General features: G+C 58.2%; 19 protein-coding genes. 13 read left to right on the top strand and 6 right to left on the bottom strand.

Annotation, left to right across the window (positions count from 1 at the left end):
* Nucleotides 1-7 precede the first annotated feature (7 nt).
* From VN577_11375 to rph, 6 genes are all read left to right on the top strand, one after another.
* The gene (locus VN577_11375; GenBank protein HWR15420.1) at nucleotides 8-1,282 is read left to right on the top strand and encodes a hypothetical protein; all 1,275 of its coding nucleotides are present in this window, start codon (nucleotides 8-10) and stop codon (nucleotides 1,280-1,282) included.
* A 271-nt stretch (nucleotides 1,283-1,553) separates the two neighbouring features.
* Nucleotides 1,554-2,597 carry an ABC transporter substrate-binding protein gene (locus VN577_11370; protein HWR15419.1) on the top strand — a complete coding sequence of 348 codons (1,044 nt, stop codon included), beginning with the start codon at nucleotides 1,554-1,556 and terminating at the stop codon, nucleotides 2,595-2,597.
* Complete coding sequence (locus VN577_11365; GenBank protein HWR15418.1) at nucleotides 2,569-3,798, top strand: STAS domain-containing protein; 1,230 nt, start codon at nucleotides 2,569-2,571, stop codon at nucleotides 3,796-3,798. Before VN577_11370 ends, VN577_11365 begins: the two co-directional genes overlap by 29 nt.
* Nucleotides 3,795-4,733, top strand: a complete 939-nt coding sequence (locus tag VN577_11360; protein ID HWR15417.1) for a hypothetical protein — start codon at nucleotides 3,795-3,797, stop codon at nucleotides 4,731-4,733. Before VN577_11365 ends, VN577_11360 begins: the two co-directional genes overlap by 4 nt.
* Nucleotides 4,726-5,538 (top strand): ATP-binding cassette domain-containing protein, encoded by an 813-nt coding sequence (locus VN577_11355; protein HWR15416.1) that lies wholly within the window; start codon nucleotides 4,726-4,728, stop codon nucleotides 5,536-5,538. Before VN577_11360 ends, VN577_11355 begins: the two co-directional genes overlap by 8 nt.
* A 58-nt stretch (nucleotides 5,539-5,596) precedes the next feature.
* Entirely contained in the window at nucleotides 5,597-6,334 is a 738-nt protein-coding gene (rph, locus tag VN577_11350; protein HWR15415.1) for a ribonuclease PH, read from the top strand.
* Between the two features lie 52 nt (nucleotides 6,335-6,386).
* Here rph and fba read toward each other — a convergent pair whose 3' ends face one another.
* Nucleotides 6,387-7,415 carry a class II fructose-bisphosphate aldolase gene (gene fba / locus VN577_11345; GenBank protein ID HWR15414.1) on the bottom strand — a complete coding sequence of 343 codons (1,029 nt, stop codon included), beginning with the start codon at nucleotides 7,413-7,415 and terminating at the stop codon, nucleotides 6,387-6,389.
* A gap of 775 nt (nucleotides 7,416-8,190) precedes the next feature.
* Here fba and VN577_11340 point away from each other — a divergent pair.
* Complete coding sequence (locus tag VN577_11340) at nucleotides 8,191-8,517, top strand: antibiotic biosynthesis monooxygenase (GenBank protein ID HWR15413.1); 327 nt, start codon at nucleotides 8,191-8,193, stop codon at nucleotides 8,515-8,517.
* A gap of 25 nt (nucleotides 8,518-8,542) precedes the next feature.
* Nucleotides 8,543-9,193, top strand: a complete 651-nt coding sequence (locus VN577_11335) for a DUF1287 domain-containing protein (GenBank protein ID HWR15412.1) — start codon at nucleotides 8,543-8,545, stop codon at nucleotides 9,191-9,193.
* On the opposite strand, the gene VN577_11330 is transcribed toward VN577_11335, so the two are convergent.
* The 4 genes from VN577_11330 to VN577_11315 form a co-directional block, all read right to left on the bottom strand.
* The gene (locus VN577_11330; protein ID HWR15411.1) at nucleotides 9,190-9,969 is read right to left on the bottom strand and encodes an ATP-binding cassette domain-containing protein; all 780 of its coding nucleotides are present in this window, start codon (nucleotides 9,967-9,969) and stop codon (nucleotides 9,190-9,192) included. The two genes, VN577_11335 and VN577_11330, sit on opposite strands and share 4 nt — an antisense overlap.
* Nucleotides 9,969-10,571, bottom strand: a complete 603-nt coding sequence (locus tag VN577_11325) for a molybdenum cofactor guanylyltransferase (protein ID HWR15410.1) — start codon at nucleotides 10,569-10,571, stop codon at nucleotides 9,969-9,971. Before VN577_11325 ends, VN577_11330 begins: the two co-directional genes overlap by 1 nt.
* A gap of 33 nt (nucleotides 10,572-10,604) precedes the next feature.
* Nucleotides 10,605-11,510: an N-acetylmuramic acid 6-phosphate etherase gene (murQ, locus tag VN577_11320; GenBank protein ID HWR15409.1), complete on the bottom strand. Its 906-nt coding sequence runs from the start codon at nucleotides 11,508-11,510 to the stop codon at nucleotides 10,605-10,607.
* A 97-nt stretch (nucleotides 11,511-11,607) separates the two neighbouring features.
* A complete protein-coding gene (locus VN577_11315; protein HWR15408.1) occupies nucleotides 11,608-12,795 on the bottom strand; it encodes a serine hydrolase domain-containing protein in 1,188 nt (395 codons plus the stop codon).
* Between the two features lie 8 nt (nucleotides 12,796-12,803).
* Here VN577_11315 and VN577_11310 point away from each other — a divergent pair, with 8 nt between their 5' ends.
* From VN577_11310 to VN577_11290, 5 genes are all read left to right on the top strand, one after another.
* Nucleotides 12,804-15,218 carry an exo-beta-N-acetylmuramidase NamZ domain-containing protein gene (locus VN577_11310; GenBank protein HWR15407.1) on the top strand — a complete coding sequence of 805 codons (2,415 nt, stop codon included), beginning with the start codon at nucleotides 12,804-12,806 and terminating at the stop codon, nucleotides 15,216-15,218.
* 121 nt (nucleotides 15,219-15,339) lie between these two features.
* Complete coding sequence (locus VN577_11305) at nucleotides 15,340-16,041, top strand: TrbI/VirB10 family protein (protein HWR15406.1); 702 nt, start codon at nucleotides 15,340-15,342, stop codon at nucleotides 16,039-16,041.
* A 73-nt stretch (nucleotides 16,042-16,114) separates the two neighbouring features.
* Nucleotides 16,115-17,341, top strand: a complete 1,227-nt coding sequence (locus tag VN577_11300; protein ID HWR15405.1) for a threonine synthase — start codon at nucleotides 16,115-16,117, stop codon at nucleotides 17,339-17,341.
* A gap of 18 nt (nucleotides 17,342-17,359) precedes the next feature.
* A complete protein-coding gene (locus tag VN577_11295) occupies nucleotides 17,360-18,571 on the top strand; it encodes an alanine--tRNA ligase-related protein (GenBank protein ID HWR15404.1) in 1,212 nt (403 codons plus the stop codon).
* A gap of 22 nt (nucleotides 18,572-18,593) precedes the next feature.
* On the top strand, nucleotides 18,594-19,958 hold the full coding sequence (locus tag VN577_11290) for a histidine kinase (protein ID HWR15403.1): 1,365 nt from the start codon (nucleotides 18,594-18,596) through the stop codon (nucleotides 19,956-19,958).
* Here the strand turns inward: VN577_11290 and bshA are convergent.
* A complete protein-coding gene (bshA, locus tag VN577_11285) occupies nucleotides 19,928-21,073 on the bottom strand; it encodes an N-acetyl-alpha-D-glucosaminyl L-malate synthase BshA (GenBank protein ID HWR15402.1) in 1,146 nt (381 codons plus the stop codon). The genes VN577_11290 and bshA overlap by 31 nt on opposite strands.
* Nucleotides 21,074-21,120: the final 47 nt, after the last annotated feature.

Genomic DNA, 21,120 nt, shown 5'->3' with positions numbered 1-21,120 from the left:
GACCTCCATGGACACAACACAGCGCAAACTGATTTTCGGCATCGTTGCAGCGACGTTATTGGCATTGGCCATCGTGATTGCCGCGTTGGCGAGCGGTGGCCGCCCTGATCCGCCGGCGCTCCGCGCCACAGCTACTCTGCTCGATGGCCCTTGGCGCTTTCATACGGGCGATGACCCACACTGGGCGGACGTCAACGCAGACGATAGCGCTTGGCAGACAATTGATATGACCGCCTCGCCGGGCAGCCACGATGGCGACGTGGGTCTGCCCGATTACGTCGGTGGGTGGATGGCGGAGGGTCATCCCGGCTACCAAGGCTACGCTTGGTACCGGCGCACCGTGACAGTACCGGCCGGCCGCGAGTCGTGGGAGATCCTCGGGCCGACGCTCGTCGAGGACGGCTACGAACTGTATTGGAATGGCCAATTGCTGGGCGGATCGGGCAGGCTCGGCCCGGACCCGCGCCTGGTCGGCACACGGCCGCTGAGGTTCGCCCTACCCGCCGATGCGGCCGGTACTCGTGGCGTTCTCGCCGTCCGCGCGTACATGCTTCCCGGTTCCGGGCGCAGTGCAGACAGTGGCGGCATGCACAGCCCGCCCATACTGGCTCCGCGGCCACTAGGCGAGGCACTTCACCGCGTGCAATGGAACAGAACCATCGCCGGTTACATCGTCGATCTGATCGAGCCGATCGCCATGTTGGCGGTCATCGGCTTGGCACTCTGGTGCAGGTCCCGCAGCAGCCAAAAGAGTTTCCTGATCTTTGCCAGCATCGCGCTTGCACTCATGGCAGCCAGGAGGCTCAACAACGCGATCGTCGCATGGACTGACCTGATGGATATTGTTACCTATAGCTGGCTGGCGACAGTGATGTGGGTGCCTGCGGTGGCTGCCTGGACGCTAGCCTGGAACCGATGGCCCCTGCGTCCGTGGCGAACTGTCGATGTGACGGCTGTGCTGCTGGCGGTGGTCGGGGCTATCGGCGCCACGATTGAATCGGCGACTTTCACAAGCGCCAGTCGGATCGGGTCGATCATGCTGTTTGTCGTGATAGCCGCGCGCATTATTCGCAGCGGACCGATGCGGACTCTGGCGCTCCTTACGTTAGCCTCGATCACGACGGCATTATTCGGCGGCGAACTCGACCCGATCGGCGTGCCGGGCATCTGGTTTCCATTCGGCATTGGCGTCTCGCGTACACAGTACATTTACGCGATTGCTGTCCCGCTCGTGGCCTTGTTGATCGTACGAACCTTGCCTTCAAAGACAACGCGTCCCTAGGTGATGCTCTGATTTTGCGCAGGTGATCACTGCTCAACCCGATCAGCACGAGGCAATGATGGACGGAGTTGCGCGTCCCATTTCGGGACTCCACTCCTGCCAAAGCAACGCTCTTGTGCTGCACACGGCTGAGATATCGCTACAATCGTGCTGATTTGCAGAGTGCGAAGGCGAGTCCCGTTTCTCGCACGCCTGCGCGCAGTTCCGGCCCATTTTTCTACCCCTCAAGTTTTCGGGACCTCGTGTTTCGCACATACGGCGAGGAGGGACCGTGGCGGCAAAGCTGCACCGCAATCTACTACTCGGCACCGTTCTCATCCTGGCTGCGTCCACCGTCTTGCTTCTATCGGATATGGGCCAGCGCACACGCACTTCTTCCGGGCCCGGCAAACGCTGGAAGATTTTCCTGATCCAGTACAACAACGTGGTGGATGTGCAGGAGTCGGAAGACGGTGTGCTTGAAGGTCTGCGCAATAGCGGACTCACGGAAGGCCGTGATTACGAAGCCCGGGTCGTCAATGCGCAGGGCGATATGGCAACCGTAAGCGCTTTAGTCGACGCCGCAGTCAACGACCATGCCGACCTGTTAGTTACGTTCTCAACTCCTACCTTGCAGGCCGCCATTCGGCGCGCACCCTCGTCGACACCGATTGTCTTCACATACGTTGCCAGTGCTGTTGCTGCCGGCGCAGGCCGTAGCGAGAAAGACCATTTGCCCAACGTGACCGGCGTCAGCACGGGCGCCGCATACGACGACCTCATTGCAGCGATCAAGCGTTGGTTTCCGCACGTCCGCACTCTTGGAACGCTGTTCGTGCCGGCGGAGTCGAACATGGTGTTCCACACCACCAACTTGGAGGCCGCGGCGCGCCGGGCCGGATACAAGTTAGAGGTGGTACCGGTGAGCACAGCGACTGAGATTGCGGACGCGGCCACGGCTTTGACGGCCAGGGATGTGGATGCGATCTGCCAGGTGCCCGGAAACCTAACCGCGGCTGGTTTTGGAAGTATCAGCCGGGCGGCGCAGCGGGCGCACATTCCCGTGTTCGCTTTCCAGCAGGCACAGGCCAAAGATGGCGCTCTGCTCGTCGCTGCCCGCGATTACCGCGATGCGGGTCGTGAGGCCGCACGCCTCGCGGTTGCCATCGTTCGTGGCGATACGCCTGCGAAGACCCCGTTCCAAAATTTCAACCGGACGAAGTTCGTCGTCAATCTGGATGCGGCGCGTGCATTGGATCTGAGTTTGCCGCCGGATCTGGTGCAATCGGCACAGGAGCTAATCGAAGATGGAGTTATCCGTTCATCCTCTCGGTGACACCATCGGTGTTCACGTAAGTGGACGTCTCGACAACAACTGGTCTGGTCTTTTTGCCCAGAATCTGGACCAGATCGTCGCAGACGGAGCGCGCGACCTGCGGATGGATTTGGCGGACGTGAACTACATCAGTTCCGCCGGCATCGGCGTATTGGTGCGCTGCTACAACCAACTGCGCTCGATTGGTGGATCTTTCGTTGTAGTGCGCATGTCGCGGCGCGTGACCGACGTACTCAGGCAGGTAAATCTGGTGCCGGTACTATGCGCTGAGAGTACTCTCGCAGTGCCAGTCAGCGCTGTTGTCCCGCGACGCGTGGAAACCGAAGTTGCAGATTACGAGATATACGACGTGGCCTCCGTCGCGAATCTGCAATGCCGTTTGTATGGTGAGACCGACCCGCTTTTCGCATCCGCTTTCTCAAGCCGCCAATGCCGGCCTTTAGCACCTTGCCGGTTTGCGCTTGGCCTCGGCGCTTTGGGCAGCGATTTCGATGATTGTCATGACCGTTTCGGGGAATTCATCGCTGTCGGCCACGGGGCAGCGTACCAGCCCACCGAAGCCGCGAGCGCTCCCGACTATCTGATTTGTACCCATGAGGATCGACCCGAAGTACAGGTCCTCTACGGAATTTCCTGCGAAGGGGACTTTGGCCACCTGCTCCGGTTTGAAGCGCGACGCAACCGGGGACCGCTTCCTCTGGCAGAACTTGTCCGTTATGTCGTGTCACTGAACCAGGACCGGTTGGTCGGGATGGTAATGATCGCCGAGGTAGCCGGAATTGTTGGTGCTGCTTTGAGGCAATCCCCGGTCAATGCAGGTGCGAACAGGTTCAGGTATCCGGAGATCGGGGATTGGCTGTCGTTCACACCGGAACGCGCATTCAACCGTACTGTCGCTATCGTTGCCGGTGTGGCGTGCGCTCAAGAGTGCTCTAAGTTGGAGCCAATGCTTCGCGCGCTGAGCAGTGACTCCGACTTGTTCGGTCACTTTCACGCGGCGGTGTTCTCATATCGGCCGATGCAACGCGGCCACTTATCGCTGAACGAGGCCATCAGTCACGTCTTTGAAACCCAAACTTTACTTGCTGTTGCGCACTTGTTGAACGACACGCGACCCATGATGGGTGCCGGACAGAGTGAATTTGAACGAGGCGCCTGTTGGGTATCTCCGATTTCCGACGTCGGAGGTGACGCCTTATGACTTTGCTGATCGCTGCCTGGACCATCGGCTTGATTCTGTCGTTGCTGGCATTGGGCGTGTACATAAGCTTTCGCTTATTTCACTTTCCCGATATCACGGTGGATGGTTCTGTAACGTTGGGCGCAGCGGTGGCAGCCGTGCTCATCGTAGGTGGCACAGGCGCTGGCTGGGCCATCGCGGTGGCGTTTGTGGCGGGTTGTGTTGCCGGTGCGGTTACGGGCATCGTGCATACGAAGTTTGGCGTACACAAACTGCTGTCGGGCATTCTGGTGATGACGGCGCTCTATTCCATCAACCTGCACCTGATGGGGAAGAGCAACGTGCCGCTACTCTCGGAGCGAACGCTGCCCATCTGGGCGGAAGGTTTGGCCCGACGCTGGTGGGCAACGGACTCGCTGAATGTGGCCGGATGGAGAATCAATATCGGCGATCTGGCAACCCTGCTTGTGAGTGGAATCGTTGTTGCAGCTGTGTGTGTGGCCATGTTCTGGTTCTTCCGTACGAATCTAGGCACGGCGATGCGCGCTACCGGCGACAACGATCAGATGATGCGGGCACTCGCAGTCAACACCAAGAACATGACGATCTTGGGCCTGGCTTTGTCGAATGGACTGGTCGCGATCTCCGGAGCATTGCTGGCGCAATATCAGGGATTCGCGGACGTACAGATGGGCATTGGCATGATCGTGTGGGGATTGGCCAGTGTCATCATCGGGCAGGCTTTGGTCGGCCCAGGATCGTTAGGTCTTGCGATCGTGGGCACGGTGATGGGTTCCGTTCTCTTTCGGTTGATCGTCGCACTCGCGTTGCGGTGGGGTTTGAACCCGAACGACCTGAAATTGGTGACCGCGACGTTTGTGTTCGTCGCGCTGGTTCTGCCTGGCGTTCTGAAGCGCGTGCGCCTCGGCAAGAAAGTCCAGGTTGCTCATGCTTGAACTCCTCGGAGTCACGAAGGAGTTCTGCGGCGACACGACCGATCGTGTCCGCGCGCTCGATGAGATCACCTTGCGGGTCGAGGAAGGCTCCTTCGTGACGACGATAGGCACGAATGGGTCCGGAAAGTCCACCTTGCTGAATGCCATTGCCGGCGCCATGGAAATCGATGCCGGACAGATTCGCATTGCAGAGCAGGATGTAACACGCTGGCCGGAACATGCGCGCGCCCGACTCGTTGGGCGGGTGTTCCAGAATCCATTTTCGGGCACAGCGCCCAATATGACCCTGGTGGAAAATCTCTCACTTGCTGCGCGTCGCGGTCAGCGACGCGGGCTTGGTTGGGCAGTTGGCGGACACTTGCGGGATGAGTTACGCGACCGAGTTGCTTCGCTCGGCATGGGCCTCGAAGACCGAATGGACACGCCGATTGGTTTGCTGTCCGGCGGTCAGCGACAGGCGTTGACCTTGTTGATGGCAACGTGGAATAGGCCTGAACTCCTTTTGCTGGATGAGCACACGGCTGCGCTGGACCCGAAAACGGCTGACCTGGTGATGCGTCTTACGCAGCAGATCGTCGCCAGCGAACGGCTTACGACCTTAATGGTGACTCATTCCATGCAGCAGGCCGCAAGCGTGGGCGACCGCTTATTGATGATGCATAGAGGCCGCATCGTCTACGACATCGCCGGCGCGGACAAACGGCGCGTGCGTAGCGACGAACTGTTGCGGCGGTTTGAGGAACTGCGCCGTTCCGAACTGCTGGATGCAACCGCAGCAGAGATGTTGCTCTCAACTTACGTGTAGCGGCGCATCGTTCGTAAGGATGGTGCATCGCTACCTGTTACACTTGCACACTCAAACCATGTTCTATCGTTCTGATAATCGCGCTCCGGAGCAGATGCGTCCGGTGAATATCGTCAAGGACTTCATTTCAACCGCGGAAGGTTCCGCGCTCATCGAGATCGGCAATACTCGCGTGATTTGCACGGCTTCGGTGGAAGATTCCGTTCCGGCGTGGATGCGCAACCTCGGCAAAGGCTGGGTGACTTGCGAATACGGGATGATTCCGCGCTCGACGCTGACGCGAACTCCGCGTGAGGCGGCGAGAGGGAAGCAGACCGGACGCACACAAGAGATCCAGCGATTGATCGGCCGCGCGCTGCGCGCCGTGATTGACCTGAAGCGTCTCGGCGAACGCACGATCTGGATCGACTGCGACGTGATCCAAGCTGACGGCGGAACTCGAACCGCTTCGATTACCGGTGCTTTCGTTGCACTTGGCGTGGCGCTGCAAAAGCTGGTCGAAGCCGGAACGCTGACTTCGGTCCCGATCCGCGAATACGTCGCCGCAACCAGCGTCGGAATCGTGGACGGCGAAATCCTGCTCGACCTCGCGTACGAAGAAGATTCGCGAGCCGAGGTGGACATGAATTTCGTCATGACCGGAAGCAAGAAGATGATCGAGATCCAGGCGACAGCCGAACAGGTTCCGTTTGATGACGCTCAGTTGCAGCGCATGCTGGAACTGGCGCGAAAGGGAGTCGCTGAGCTTATCGCTAAGCAGCAGGCGGCGCTCGGAACGATGATGCTTCGCCAGTAAAAGAAAAACGGCCACGAAGTCGAAAGACTCGTGGCCGTCCTGCCTTGCAAAGCTAAACAGTTACTGCATTCTTCTCGTACATTTTTGCCATTTCGCTGAGCGAAATTGGCTTGTAGTCGCCAGCGTGTCCGGCCTGGCCGAACTGGGTCATGCGCAGGGCGACGACCTTCTTCATGGCGTCGCGTGCCGGCTTCAGGTAATCGCGAGGATCGAACTTCTCCGGGGTCTCGGCGAATACCTTGCGGATGGCGCCGGTGATCGCGAGGCGATTATCGGTGTCCACGTTGATCTTGCGAACGCCATTGCGGATGCCGAGCTGAATTTCTTCGACGGGCACGCCCCAGGTCTGCTTCAGTTTTCCACCGAACTGGTTGATGACGTCCTGAAGATCCTTCGGAACGCTCGAGGAACCGTGCATGACGAGGTGCGTCTTCGGTAAGCGCTTGTGAATCTCGATGAGGCGGTCCATCTTCAGAACGGACCCATCGGGCTTTTTGGTGAACTTGTACGCGCCGTGGCTGGTGCCGATGGCAATGGCGAGGGCGTCGACGCCGGTTTTCTCGACAAACTCGACGGCCTGGTCGGGATCGGTGACGTGCTCGAGGCCGGTGCCGCCAGCGCCGTGACCATCTTCGATGCCGCCTAGAACGCCGATTTCGCCTTCGACGGTCACGCCGCGCGAGTGGGCGAGTTCCACAACCTTGCGGGTGACTTCGACGTTGTACTCGAAGCTGGAGGGCGTTTTGCCGTCTTCCATAAGAGAGCCGTCCATCATGACGGAGGTAAATCCGAGTTCGATGGCCGACTTACAGGTTTCGAAGCTGTTGCCGTGGTCCTGATGAAGGGCCATGGGGATTTCGGGGTACAGGTCGGCCGCTGCGAGCATCAGGTGGTACAGGAACTTGTCTTGCGAGTAGCTGCGAGCGCCACGGCTGGCCTGGACGATCACGGGCGACTTGGTTTCGCGTGCGGCTTCCATGATCGACTGGATCTGTTCCATGTTGTTGACGTTGAAAGCACCAACGCCATAGCCGCCTTTGGCTGCTTCGTCGAGCAGTTGGCGCATTGAAACTAGTGGCATGATTTCTATCCTCCGAAAGCTCTTTAAATTATCCCATAAGGATGATATCGAAGCTTGCCATCGAGGGTTGTGACGGGCCGCACGACGGGCGGTTTGAGAGGTTGCACTATTTGAGTTGCTTCAGGGTGATATCGATCATCCGAGGTAGAGACAAGATTCGTTCCATCCGAGTGCCCATCATGCGTTTTCATGAACCACAGGCTTAGTGCTGTTTACCCCCCTCCCCATGGCTCCAATGGAATCAATGAGTTATCTCCTGGGATCTCTCGATCGGCGTTGCAAACAAAGGTATTTAGATCAAAAGATCACAAAATTTGTCAGTTGCTGGTGAAAGCAAGTTCAAAAGCACAGAAAAAGAGAAGGTGGTGAGACGGATTTCTCGTCTTCACCACCTACATTTTTAGAGTAGCAAATTGGCAGGTAGGAACATGCCAACAATTTGCAAAGTATATTTCGAGTTAAATCAGGAACTTACGTTGGCAAGAGGACGACGACCCACTTGACATGGAATTTCCCGAAATGGGAAGCAGATTCTACGTAGAGACCGCGAAGGAAACGGAGATGCGAAGTTTCGGGGTGATCATGGCCGAGTTGACGCGAGCAGACAGGGATGCCTGCGCCACCGTTACGTCTGAAAGTTTTGAACATCGATGAGGTGTTTGTTGACACGTTCTAAGGAATCGCACGTCACATCAAAGTCCGCACTGGTCGACATAAGCTGCGTCACGCAGTTACGGCGCAAGTGAATCGGCGTCGGTCGAAAAAGGAGTGAAGCGTGTTCGCCAGGATGGTGTCACTGGTTACGTTGCCCGCTAAACAAGCCGAATTGACCGACATTATCGAGCGCAAAGTCGCCCCCTTGATTAACCGCCGTAAAGGATTCGTCGATTATCTGACGCTTATCTCGGACGCCGAACCCCGCCTGGTAGTAGCGATTTCGATATGGAGAGACAGGGAATCGGCGGAGAGCTTCGGAAATGAAACGGCGCCGACCATCTACGAGTACCTGAAGCCCCTTTTACAGGACGAACCGCAGATCAGAACTTTCGAGTGCTTCTCCATCCATTCGCATAAAGCCAAAAAAGCCACGACTAGAGCCTAGAGCCGGAGCATAAACGGCAATCCCGGTGTCTAAGAAGGATATGCAGCGCTGTGCGCATTGTTTGAGTGTGCTGTTGTGTGCCGCACTATATGTGGCGGCACAGTCGCCGGCGACGGACAGTTTTGTCTCGCGGCTGGTAGCGGCGGCGAATGACAGGCCGAACCATCCGGTCCGGTACGATCCCGGCTATGTGAGGTTGGAGTATCCGAATGGAGACGTTCCGGCCGACACGGGTGTCTGCACGGACGAGATCATCCGCATCTATCGCGCCGTCGGAGTGGACTTGCAGAAGGAAGTTCATGAGGACATGACGGGGAACCCGTCGGCATATCCGCATAAACGAAAGTGGGGGCAGACGCGGCTGGACCGGAACATCGATCATCGGCGAGTGCCAAATTTGGCGGTGTTCTTCGCGAGAAAAGGGAAGAAATTGGCGGTGACGAATGCGGCTTCTGATTTTTCCCCCGGAGACATTGTGGTGTGGCTGCTGCCGAGTGGGCGAGACCATATCGGCATGGTGGTCGATAAAAGGGGAGCATCAGGCGCATACATGATCGAGCACAACATCGGTGAGGGGCCGAAGATCGAAGACGTGCTCTTTGAGTGGAAGGTGATGGGGCACTATCGTTACAGACCGGCAACCAGTGCCCAAGCCCAAAGCGCTCCGCGGTCTTAAGCCGATTCACGGAAGCGGTCGAGGCCGTTTTCGTCGAGCAGCATAAATTCGCGAACGATCTCGATGTCGCTGTTCAGCATGTCCGTGGGCTTGCCGAAGAAGACGACTTTGGCTTCGTGCAGGAATACGACGCGGTCGGCGACCTTCTGGGCCAGGTGCATATCGTGAGTGACCACGATGCTGGTCAACTTCAACTGGTACTTTAACTTCTTAATCAAATCCCCTAGCAATTGCGCCATCAAGGGGTCGACGTTCGTCGTCGGCTCGTCATAGAGGACCGCTTCCGGTTGGGCGGCGAGGGCGCGGGCGATGGCGACGGACCGCTTCATTCCCGTAGAGAGATCAGATGGAACCAGCTCTCGCATGGCGCGGACGCCGACCATTTCGAGCAGGCCATCTACGATCTGGTAAATCTGGACTTCGTCGAGATCGCCGCGCTCGCGGAGGGGGAAGGCGACGTTTTCGCCGACGCTGAGCGAGTCAAAGAGGGCGCCGCTCTGGAACACCATGGTTACTTTTTTACGGATACGCTCGAGTTCATTTTCCGGGTAATCGGTGATGTCTTCATTGGCGACGATGACGCGCCCGGAGTCGGCCTTGAGGAAGCCCATGATGTGGTAGAGGGACACGGATTTGCCCACGCCGCTGCGTCCTAGGATTGCGACAGTCTCGCCGGGCATGACATCGAAGCTGACGTCGTCAAGGACGACGCGGGTGCCGAACGCCTTATGGACGTGCTGGAACTCGATATAAGGTTTGGTTGCGCCGTCGCTCATCAGTGAGTCGCCCCGAGTTTTTGTCGCATGCGCTGCCAGTCCTCCGGCGTGTTCACATTATCAAAGATGTCGTCGTTGAAGCCCAGATGTTTCCACTGGGCAGGCTCGATGAAGGTAGTGGGGACTTCGTCGAAGACGCGATCAATCTTATTGCGCCCGGCCTCAAGGGCCCTAGCGGCGTGACTGGCGAATTCGGAGCGGTAGACGGCACAGAGAGACTGGGTGAATCCCCCGACGCGGGGAACAGTCACCGATGCTCTTGAGCTCTCGGCGGCAGAGACAAGGAAATCGAGAAATTCCGCGGGAAGCGCGGGAGTGTCCACGGCCAGCATGAGATTTAGCTCCCGGCACGCCGTGGAGGTAAGAGCCGCATGGATGCCCGCGAGAGGGCCGTGGCCGGGGAAAGTGTCCTGAACGACGGAACCGTAAGGGCTGAGGCGCTGCTTATCTCCGATGAGAACGACGGCTTCGCAGACTCCTTTGGCAGTGGCGATCATGTGCTCGAGGAGAGTGAGGCGTCCGAGGCGAAGGAAGGCTTTGTCTTCGCCCATGCGGGAGGAGCGGCCTCCGGCGAGGATGAACGCTGTGGTGTTGCGGTGCAAGCCACAGATGATATCGGGAAAGTATTGCGTTCGCTACTTTGCGTTCATGGCCTTGCGAACGTTGCCGTTGGATTTCTTCAGGCGCTTTTCAGCTTCCCGGCGCGAAACTTCGGCCTTGAGCATTACGAGGGCGACGGGGACACGATTGCTCGATTCTTTCAGGGCTGCCATGGCATCTTCGCGGGAGGCGCCGGTGGCTTTCTGGACGATGCCGATTCCGCGCTCGACCAACTTCTCATTCTTCAGGTGAACGTTGACCATCAGGTTGCCATAGACATAACCGAGACGTGTCATGGCTCCGGTGGTGATCATGTTGAGGACGAGCTTTTGGGCCGTTCCGGCCTTGAGGCGCGTGGATCCGGCGAGGACTTCGGGTCCGACATTCACTTCGATCGGGATGTCGACGGCGGCAGCGAGAGGAGAGCTGATATTGCAGACGACGCAGGCGGTGCGAGCGCCTTTCTTGCGAGCGTACTCGCAGGCCGCAATGGTGTAGGGAGTGCGTCCGCTGGCGGCGATGCCGATGACCACGTCACGTTTGCCGGGCTTGAGTTTGGCGATATCGCGCCGACCGAGGACGGGAGAGTCTTCGTTGGCTTCCGCGGCGGAGGCAAGAGCCTTGGGACCTCCGGCGATGACGTACTGGACGGACCTGGGGTCGGTGTTGAAGGTCGGAGGGCACTCGGAGGAGTCGAGCGCGCCGAGGCGTCCGCTGGTTCCGGCACCGACATAGATGAGGCGTCCCTTGCGGGAGAGGGCGTCGGCAACCGCGTCGATGGCCTTGGCGATCTGCGGAAGGGCTTCGGAAACAGCAGCGGGGACCTTGGCGTCCTCGGCGTTCATGATGCGAGCGATCTCGAGGGCAGAGCGGGTATCGAGATCGAGAGAAGAGACGTTCTGCTGTTCGGTGCCGAGGCGATGGATGTTTTCGGTGGTCATATGCGGTCCAGTTCACGATAGAGAAACGAACGTGTGGAGAGCAAGTATGTTTGGGGCGCAGGCGGTCCGTCTTCGCACTGCTGGCAAGATGAACGCGCTACAAAGATTCAACGATAGCGTCGTGAAATCGAGGGCGGATTTGCTTGATGGCCTGGTTGGAGGAGTCGGGCCAGACGCGGTTGGTGAGAAGGACGATGGCAAGTTGGCGTGAAGGGTCGCACCAGAGGGAAGTTCCGGTGAAGCCGAGGTGTCCGAAGGATAAGGGCGAGAAGTGCTGTCCGGCTTGAGAGGGCGGAGAGGGGCGATCCCAGCCGAGGGCGCGTGTAGTGCCGGGTTGCTGACGAGTGAACTCCGCGATGGTAGCGGCATTCAGGATGGGAGCGCCTCCTGAGAGCCAGCACTGGGCGAAGCGCGCGAGGTCGGAGCCGGTGGAGAAAAGTCCAGCGTGTCCGGCGACACCGCGCATGACCCAGGTGTTCTCGTCGTGGACTTCTCCTTGCACGAGTTTATGACGGAACTTGCGGTCATCGGCGGTGGGGACAATGTCTTTCCTCAACGCGGACGGCGGATTGAATGTGGTGTGGTTCAGTTCGAGCGGTTTGAAGATTTCGCGCCGGCAGAAGGTGTCGAGCGGTTCTTCGGCGAGTCGCTCGAGGATGACGCCGAGCATGATGAAGCCGATATCGCTGTAGGAAGTGCGGGTGCCGGGGTCGGCTTCGAGTGGTGTTCCGATGGCGAGGCGAATCAGTTCGTCGCGATCGCGCGTCTGCTCGAAGAGCTTGATGTAGGCCGGGAGTCCGGATGTGTGGGTGAGGAGCGCGCGGACGCTGACGTCAGAACGGCGAAGATCGTCGGAGCGGAACTCGGGGACGATGTCGGCGACGAGAGCGTCCAGTTGGAGGAGTCCGCGTTCGTACAGTAGCGCCGCCATGGTAGTGGTGGCGACGACCTTGGAGACGGAGGCGATGTCAAAAACGGAGTCGGCGGTAACGGCCGGAGAAGCGGCGTCGAAGGTGTGATGGCCGAGTCCGTGGAGGGCGACCAGTTTTCCGCGATAAACGATGGCAGTTGCGGCGGAAGGGAACGCGCGCGCGGAGATGACATCTTCGAGAATGCGGAAGGCGGCGGCGAAGCGGTGGTGCTGGCCGGTAGTATCGATGGTGAGCAAGAGACTGGTATAGCACGCGGCAGGATGCGCGTGTAGTGGTTCCTTATTGGGACTGGTGGCACGAAGGGTTCTCAATAACTTGTGCAGCACCGCCGGTTTTCGATAGAGTTCGGGCATCGATCGCCATGATGAAACGTACTTCTTCTCTCTGGCTGTGCCTTGTCCTTCTCACAACAATTGTCTTCAACCAGTCCCTATTCGCGCAGGCGAAGAAAGCCACGCCGTCAAAAAAGTCAGTAGCGGCTGCTTCCTCGCGGTTTGCGGCGGTGGACGCCATTCTGAAAGCGGCGGTGGCGGAGAAAGCACCTCCCGGCGCGGTGGTGGTTGTCGGTCATAACGGCAGAATCGTGTATCGGAAGGCGTTTGGATATCGGAGCCTGGAGCCAACGCAGGAACCGATGACACTGGATACAGTGTTTGACATGGCGTCGCTGACGAAGTGCGTGGCTACGGCAACGGCGATTACACGAATGTTTGAGTTGGGCCAGATCCGGCTGAACGACCCGGTTTCGAAATATCTGCCGGAGTTCGCCCAGAACGGGAAGAAGGACATCACGATCCGTCAACTGGTTACGCACTACAGCGGACTGAGGCCGGACCTTGACTTGAAGGAGCCGTGGACGGGGTACGAGACGGCGATCCGTATGGCGATGGCCGAGCAGTTGCAGGATGTACCGGGCTCGCGGTTTGTTTACAGCGACATCAATTACATCGTGCTGGGAGAGTTGATTCATAAGATCTCCGGCATGTCGCTCGACAAATACACGGAGGCGCACATCTTTAAGCCGCTCAAGATGACACGGACGACGTTCAACCCGCCGATTGCATGGCGTCCGAAGATTGCGGCGACCGAATACGACGAGAATGGCGTGATGCTGAAGGGAATTGTGCATGATCCGACGGCGCGGAGAATGGGAGGAGTGGCCGGGCATGCCGGGCTGTTCTCGACGGGCGACGATGTGGCGAAGTATGCCTTCGCAATGCTCAAGGGCGGAGCCCCGGTGCTGAATGAACTCAGCGTCGAAAAGATGAGCACACCGCAGAATGCACCGATTGGACCGTCGCTGCGGGGGATCGGTTGGGACATCGATTCGCCATTTGCAAGCAACCGCGGCGAACTGCTTCCTGTGGGATCGTATGGACACACGGGGTTCACGGGGACGTCGCTGTGGATCGATCCGGTGACGAATACGTTTGTCGTGGTGCTGGGAAATGGGGTTCATCCGCGAGGTGGTGCGGCGCTGGTGGCGCTGCGGACGAAGGTCGCGACCGCCGTGGCGGCAGCATTAAAGTTGACCGTCAGCCAGAAACAGAAGATGCAGGTGGCGCGGATTACCGGCTACAACGAAACGATGGCGGCTGCCCGGAGATTCGTTTCGCGGAATGGACAGGTGAAGACAGGAATCGACGTGCTGCAGGCGCGGAACTTCGACGTTCTGAAGGCTCCGGCAGGACGCAAACTGAAGGTGGGGATCATCACGAATCACTCTGGATTGGATTCACAGGGACGTCGGACTATCGATGTTCTTGCGCAAGCTCCCGGAGTGGAGTTGTCGGCGATCTTCAGTCCGGAGCACGGCATTTTTGGAATGCTGGATACGGAGAACATCACGGAAGTGAAGGATCCAGCGACGGGCGTGCCCGTTTACAGCGTTTACGGCAACACGGATGCGAAGCGGCGTCCGTCGCAGGACGTGCTGAAAGATCTGGACGCGGTGGTGTACGACATCCAGGATGCCGGGGTTCGGTTCTATACGTACGAAACGACGCTGGGGTATTTCCTCGAGGAATGCGCGAAAGCAGGGAAGGAAGTCATCGTGCTGGATCGTCCGAACCCGATCACGGGCATCTTTCTGCAAGGGCCGGTGATGGATGCGAGCCGGTCAACGTTTGTCGGATATCATCCGACGCCGGTACGCCACGCAATGACCATCGGCGAATTGGGCCAGATGTATAACGCCGAGCGGAAGATCAACGCCAAGCTGACGGTCGTAAAGATGGAAGGCTGGCAGCGCGGCGACTGGTACGACGCAACCGGGTTGATGTGGATCAATCCTTCGCCGAACCTGAGGAGTTTGACCGAAGCCGCGCTCTACCCGGGCGTGGGGATGATAGAAGGAACGAATATCTCGGTTGGCCGCGGTACCGACACGCCGTTCGAAGTGGTGGGCGCGCCGTGGATCAAGCCCAAGGAATTTGCCGATTACCTGAATGCACGGCAGATCCAGGGGGTGCGGTTCGTGCCGATTACCTTCAAGCCCAACGCCAGCAAGTACAAGGACCAGTCATGCGGGGGCATCAACATCATCCTCACGGAGCGGAACTTCACTGATTCGACGCTGGTCGGACTGGAGTTGGCGGCGGCGCTGATGAAGCTCTACCCGAACGATTACAAATCGGACAAGTTGGTCGATCTGGTAGGGAATCAGGCGGTGGTCAAGGCACTGACAGAAGGTGTGGACCCAAGACGGATTGCGCAGGATATCCAGGAAGACATCGACAAGTTCGTGGATGTTCGCAAGAAGTACCTGTTGTATTGAGCGAAATTCCGGCACGGCATTGCCCGGTGGCGACGAAACTCTGAATTGCCACCGGGGTTTTATACTCCCGGACGGTGGTGTGGGTTGGCGTGGCGGCAGGCCAACCCAGACGGAGATCCGTATGCGCAAACTCTCGATCTTTGCAGTGATTTTGCTGTTGCCCTTGCTGGTGGCGATGGCTCAGGAAAGCCCCCAACCCGCAGAAAACCAACAGCAGCAGACTGCGCCGGCCGCAACTACCGGCAGAATCACAATCCCGGCAGGAACGCAGATTCCGCTGGTGCTGAAACAGGCGATCTCGACCAAGAGCGCGAAGGTTGGCGACGCCGTATATGCCGAGACGGCATTCCCGATCACGCAAGACGATAAGGTCGTCATCCCGGCCGGGACATACGTGCAAGGCCGGATCAGCGACGTAAAGCGTGCCGGCCGCGTGAAAGGGCGCGCCGAGTTGCTTATGCACTTCACCACGCTGGTTTATCCGAACGGCTACACCGCGTTGCTTCCCGGCGGGGTGGAGAACCTCCCGGGCGCGGAGAAACAGAGCGTGAAGGGTGACGAAGGGAAGATCAAACAGGAAGGTCAAAAGATGGAAGACGCTGTCAACGTTGGCAAGGCTGCCGGCGCTGGCGCCACCGTGGGCGCGATTGCATCGCGGACCGGCAAGGGCGCTGGTATTGGTGGGCTGACGGGCGCCGCGGCTGGACTGGGGTACGCACTGCTGACGCGCGGGGCTGACGTGAACCTTCCGGTTGGGACATCGGTGCAGATGGTTTTGCAGCGTCCTCTCACGCTTGAAGAGAAGAAGCTGAGCAGGCGCTAGCCATGGTACGAATTCCAGAAAGCCGGGGCTATTCCGGCTTTTTTCTTTGCGCGTTGATTTAGACTTTTGGGACATGGCAAGAATCGCCTACCTTGAATGCACGAAGTGCGGCGAACGGGTAACCGCGGATTTACCGCGCACATTGTGCCCGAAAGACGCGGGTTCGCTCTACGTGCGGTACGACCTGGAACCCATTCGGAAATCCTTTACGAGGGAGTCGCTCGCTAACGCTCCGAAGACGATGTGGCGTTATGCGCCGGTACTGCCGAATGTGGAGCCGGTCACTCTGGGTGAAGGCCTAACGCCACTATTGCAGAGCCGGCGCGAGTCAAATGTCTACATCAAGGACGAAGGGCTGAATCCGACTGGATCATTCAAGGCAAGGGGACTCTGCGCGGCTGTCACCATGGCCAAGGCGTATGGCGTCCAAAAACTGGCGATTCCATCCGCGGGCAATGCGGCCGGAGCATTGGCAGCATACGCGGCAGCGGCCGGAATTGAAGCGCACATTTTCATGCCCAAAGATGTGCCGCAAGCGAACCTGATCGAGTGCGAAGCGTTCGGCGCGAAGGTGACGCTGGTCAATGGGTTGATCTCGGATTGTGCGCGGATTGTCGCAGAGCGCAAGCAGGCGCAGGGCTGGTTCGATGTGTCCACGTTAAAGGAGCCGTTCCGCGTGGAAGGCAAAAAAACGATGGGCTACGAGATCGTCGAACAGCTTGGATGGAAGATGCCTGACGCGGTTATCTACCCGACCGGGGGCGGCGTGGGCTTGATCGGCATGTGGAAGGCGTTCGATGAGATGGAATGCCTGGGCTGGGTCGGCAAAGAGCGTCCGAAGATGATTACGGTACAGGCGGCAGGGTGCGCACCGGTCTCCAAGGCCTGGGAAGAAGGAACGCCGGTTACGGAGATGTGGCCGGACGCACAGACGATTGCGGCGGGTTTGCGCGTTCCAAAGCCATACGCCGACTACATCATTCTCGACATCCTGAAGCAGAGTGGCGGAACGGCCGTGACGGTCACTGACGACGAAATGATGGACGCGTGCTTCGAGTGGGCATCGGAGGAAGGTGTGTTTGCGGCTCCGGAAGGTGCGGCATCGTTATTCGCCTATCGCAAATTGCGTGCGAACGGATTTCTGAAAGAGAGCGACACTGTAGTGTTGTTCAATACGGGATCCGGTTACAAGTACATCGATGTGATCGCACATTACATGGGCAAGCACTCCCCATCGGCGAACCAGGGCATGGCGAAGCCGAAGCGACACAACGTGGGTGGGATCATCAGTCCGTTTTGATCCAACGAGGGTTTTAATTTGACCAAGCGCCTTTATTACAACGACACATTTCTGCATGAGTTCGACGCGAATATTGCGCGGGTGATCGAGGGAGATCGTCCAGGCGTGGTATTGGACCAGACAGCGTTTTATCCGACGAGCGGCGGGCAGGTGTTCGACCGCGGAACGATGGTGTCGAACGGTTCCGAAGCAACCGTCGAACAGGTAGAAGAAACAGAGTCCGGTGAAATCGTTCATTACATTAATCCGGCCGATGTTTCGAAGCTGCGTGCGGGAGAGAAAATTCGCGGCATCGTCGATGCGGAACGCCGTCGCGACCACATGCAGCAGCATTCGGGTCAGCACGTGCTGTCGGCAGCGTTCGAGCGGCTATATAACATGCCGACTGTCTCGTTCCATATGGGCGACGAGTCGTGCACGATCGATCTAGCCACAAACGGGTTGAAGGCGGAGCAAATCATTGCCGCCGAGAAGCTCGCCAACGACGTGGTATTTGAGAACCGTCCGGTACAGATCCGGTTCGTGCCATTCGACGAGGCGAAGAGCCTCGGGCTACGGAAGTTGCCGGACGTCGGTAAAGAAGAGTTGCGGTTGATCGATATCGCCGATTTCGATCTGTGCGCCTGTGGCGGCACCCACGTACAAGGAACAGCGCAGATCGGCATGGTACTGGTGAGGAAGTTTGAGAAGGTGAAGCAGGGATTCCGTGTGGAATTCGTTTGCGGCTTACGGGCCTTGCACACCGCGCGCAGAGACTTCGAAACCCTGACGCAAGCGGCGGGATTGTATTCGGCACATATCTACGAAGTGCCGAAGCAGATCGCGAAATCGCTGGATGAGATCAAGTCGGCGCAGAAGGCACAGCATAAGTTAGTGGAAGAATTGGCGGAGTTCTGGGCGGGAGATCTGGCGGCAAACTCGCCCGGTGCAGAGAAATTCACGCTGGTGAAGCAGGTGTTTGCGGACAGGGATCTGGCGTTCGTAAAGATGCTGGCGCAAAAATTGTCGCGTCAGCCGGGAGTGCTGGCAATTCTGGGAACCACCATGGGGCAGCCCTCGATTGTGCTCTCGCGTTCAGAGGATGTGGACGTAGATGTTTCCGCACTCATGAAAGAAGCGATGGCGTCAGTAGGCGGACGTGGCGGCGGTACAAAGGATTTGGCGCAGGGCGGTGTTCCTGACGGAAAAGTCTCTGAACTGGTAGACGGGATTGCGAGTCGGCTGAGCTGATTCGGGTGTAGATTAAGTTCGCATGATGCCGATGGACAAACTCGTGCTGATCACGTTGCTGGTGAAGCTCGGCGTGGCAGCGGCGATCGCCAGCGCCCTGGTGCGCGCACGGGAGTTCCAAAAGCTTCTCTACATAGAGGACAGGACGCTTCGCCAGAAGATTTACCTTGTTCTGTTCATGTGCCTGCCATTTGCGCTGGGCGTGGAAGTTCGCTCGGCGGCGCGCAACTTTCTTGCCGCAGACCTGACCTTCGAAGCCATTCTGCTGATGGGTGTCATGGGCGGGCAATTTGCCGGCGTTGCGGGCGGCGTGATCTGCGCGATTCCAGCCGTGCTTCATGGCGAATACCTGACCTTACCCTTCAATGTGCTTGCCGGCCTTATCGCAGGAACACTGCGCAATTACGCGCGCGATCCGGAGTTGATCTGGTCGTTCTCTCCGTTCGTTGATCTGAGCCTCTATCGTTGGATACGGAAGGTGGTGCCACGTCCGAAGATCGACTGGCAGATCATGTTCTTCGGCGCGATCGTACTGCTGCAGCTTCTGCGATGGGAACTGGGGCGGCTGTTCCCAGGCTACATCTTTTCACTCGACAGCCATAACCCGTGGATCGTAATCGCAATCTTCGCGACGGTGCTGATGTGCGTGGGAATCCCGATGAAGATCTGGAACAACACGCGCATCGAGCTCAAGCTCGAAGAGCAGGAACGCCTGTTGCTCCAGGCACGCATGGAAGCGCTGCAGAACCAGATTAACCCGCACTTCCTGTTCAATACTCTCAATTCAATTTCGTCCCTGGTGAGATTCGATCCGGACACGGCACGCGAGCTCATCGTGAAGCTGGCGAGCATTCTCCGCAGGCTGTTGCGGAAGACAGAGTCATTCGTTCCGCTACGCGAAGAGATCGACTTTATCGACGACTACCTCGACATTGAAGTGGTGCGCTTCGGACGCGATAAGCTCCGGGTGATGAAAGAGCTGGATCCGAGTTCTCTCGACGTCATGGTGCCAAGCATGATGCTGCAGCCGCTGGTTGAGAACTCGATCAAGCATGGGTTGAGTCCGAAGGTGGAAGGCGGCTCAATCATCCTGAGAAGTCGCATTCAGGATGATCGCTTGATCGTCGAGGTGGAAGATGACGGCGTGGGAATCGGCGGCGACGGCTTCCTGGAAAGGCCGAGCGGTGTGGGCGGTACTGGAATCGGCATGGCGAATGTCGCAGAACGGCTGAAGGTGCTGTTTGGCGAGACGTCGCGGCTAGTAGTCAACAACAGTGCCACTGGCGGCACACTGGTGCAAATCTCACTGCCTATCTACCAAATACATGACGTGGCACAAGGGGTATCCGGCATCCTTCAGGAAGCGCGCTCCAACACCTTGCGGTAGAAATCCTCGTATTGCGGAATGATCTTGCTGGTGCAGTAACGCGACTGGGCGGCAACGCGCGCGCGGTATGCGGTCTCCTTGAGCTTGGTTTCGTCGGATAGAAGCTCGATGGCATAGCGCGACATCGATTCCACATCTCCGACGCGGGCGAGAAATCCGGTACGCCCGTGCTCGATCACTTCGGGGAGTCCACCTACGTCGGTCGAGATAGGAACAACTTCGCAGGCCATGGCTTCCAGCGCGGCGAGACCGAAAGACTCGAGTTCGCTGGGCAGCAACATGACGTCGGCGAGCGCGAGCTTTTCGTGAACCAAGTCCTGCTTGCCGAGGAAGAGTACCTTGTCGTGAATGCCTTTTTCCATGGCGAGCCATTCGGCGCGGGAACGATCGGGGCCGTCACCGATCAGAATGAGCCTGGATGGAATTTCCTTCTGGACGCGGTCGAAGACCTCGACGACATCCCAGACGCGCTTCACGGGGCGGAAGTTCGAAAGGTGGACGAGGATCTTCTCGTCGTCCTTCGCAAACTCGTGGCGCTTACTGCGGATTTCGTCGGTGCGCTTGTAGATGTCGCAATTGACGAAGTTTGAAATGACCTGGATTTCGTTGCGAACGTTGAATTCCTGATATGTCTTGTCGCGCAGATATTTCGAGATGGCGGTAACGCCGTCACTTTGCTCAATCGAGAAGCGCGTGATCGGAAGATAAGAGCGGTCGAGACCGATCAGGGTGATGTCGGTCCCGTGAAGCGTGGTCACAAAGGGAAGCCGCCAAGATCCTTTGGGAAGGGAACCGATCATCTGCTTCGCAAGCAAAGCGCTGACGGAGTGTGGAATCGCGTAATGAACGTGCAGAAGATCGAGAGCATAGAACTGGGCCACTTCGGCCATGCGTGTGGCGAGGGCCAGGTCGTAAGGTGGATAGTCGAACAACGGATAATGCGAGACCTCGACTTCGTGGAAGAAGATGTTCTGTTGATCTTCGCGAAGCCGGAATGGCTGCGAGTAAGTGATGAAATGGACTTCGTGTCCACGCTCGGCAAGTTCCATGCCGAGTTCCGTCGCGACGACGCCACTGCCGCCGTATGTGGGATAGCAGGTGATCCCGATCTTCATGAGGCCTCGTTAAAGTGATTGCTAGATTCGATTCCAGAAAGCGGCGT

This window comes from Terriglobales bacterium (genome assembly GCA_035561515.1).
Taxonomy (GTDB): domain Bacteria; phylum Acidobacteriota; class Terriglobia; order Terriglobales; family Acidobacteriaceae; genus DATMXP01.
The sequence above is the reverse complement of the archived record's forward strand: the minus strand, read 5'-3'. Positions and strand labels throughout refer to the sequence as shown.

Excerpts from the sequence above, each read along its gene's own strand:
- VN577_11300 (HWR15405.1), top strand. The coding sequence starts at position 16,115 with ATGGCAAGAATCGCCTACCTTGAATGCACGAAGTGCGGCGAACGGGTA.
- VN577_11355 (HWR15416.1), top strand. The coding sequence starts at position 4,726 with ATGCTTGAACTCCTCGGAGTCACGAAGGAGTTCTGCGGCGACACGACC.
- VN577_11315 (HWR15408.1), bottom strand. The coding sequence starts at position 12,795 with ATGCCCGAACTCTATCGAAAACCGGCGGTGCTGCACAAGTTATTGAGA.
- fba (HWR15414.1), bottom strand. The coding sequence starts at position 7,415 with ATGCCACTAGTTTCAATGCGCCAACTGCTCGACGAAGCAGCCAAAGGC.
- VN577_11310 (HWR15407.1), top strand. The coding sequence starts at position 12,804 with ATGATGAAACGTACTTCTTCTCTCTGGCTGTGCCTTGTCCTTCTCACA.
- VN577_11330 (HWR15411.1), bottom strand. The coding sequence starts at position 9,969 with ATGAGCGACGGCGCAACCAAACCTTATATCGAGTTCCAGCACGTCCAT.
- VN577_11305 (HWR15406.1), top strand. The coding sequence starts at position 15,340 with ATGCGCAAACTCTCGATCTTTGCAGTGATTTTGCTGTTGCCCTTGCTG.
- VN577_11360 (HWR15417.1), top strand. The coding sequence starts at position 3,795 with ATGACTTTGCTGATCGCTGCCTGGACCATCGGCTTGATTCTGTCGTTG.
- murQ (HWR15409.1), bottom strand. The coding sequence starts at position 11,510 with ATGACCACCGAAAACATCCATCGCCTCGGCACCGAACAGCAGAACGTC.
- VN577_11375 (HWR15420.1), top strand. The coding sequence starts at position 8 with ATGGACACAACACAGCGCAAACTGATTTTCGGCATCGTTGCAGCGACG.
- VN577_11365 (HWR15418.1), top strand. The coding sequence starts at position 2,569 with ATGGAGTTATCCGTTCATCCTCTCGGTGACACCATCGGTGTTCACGTA.
- bshA (HWR15402.1), bottom strand. The coding sequence starts at position 21,073 with ATGAAGATCGGGATCACCTGCTATCCCACATACGGCGGCAGTGGCGTC.
- VN577_11290 (HWR15403.1), top strand. The coding sequence starts at position 18,594 with ATGATGCCGATGGACAAACTCGTGCTGATCACGTTGCTGGTGAAGCTC.
- rph (HWR15415.1), top strand. The coding sequence starts at position 5,597 with ATGTTCTATCGTTCTGATAATCGCGCTCCGGAGCAGATGCGTCCGGTG.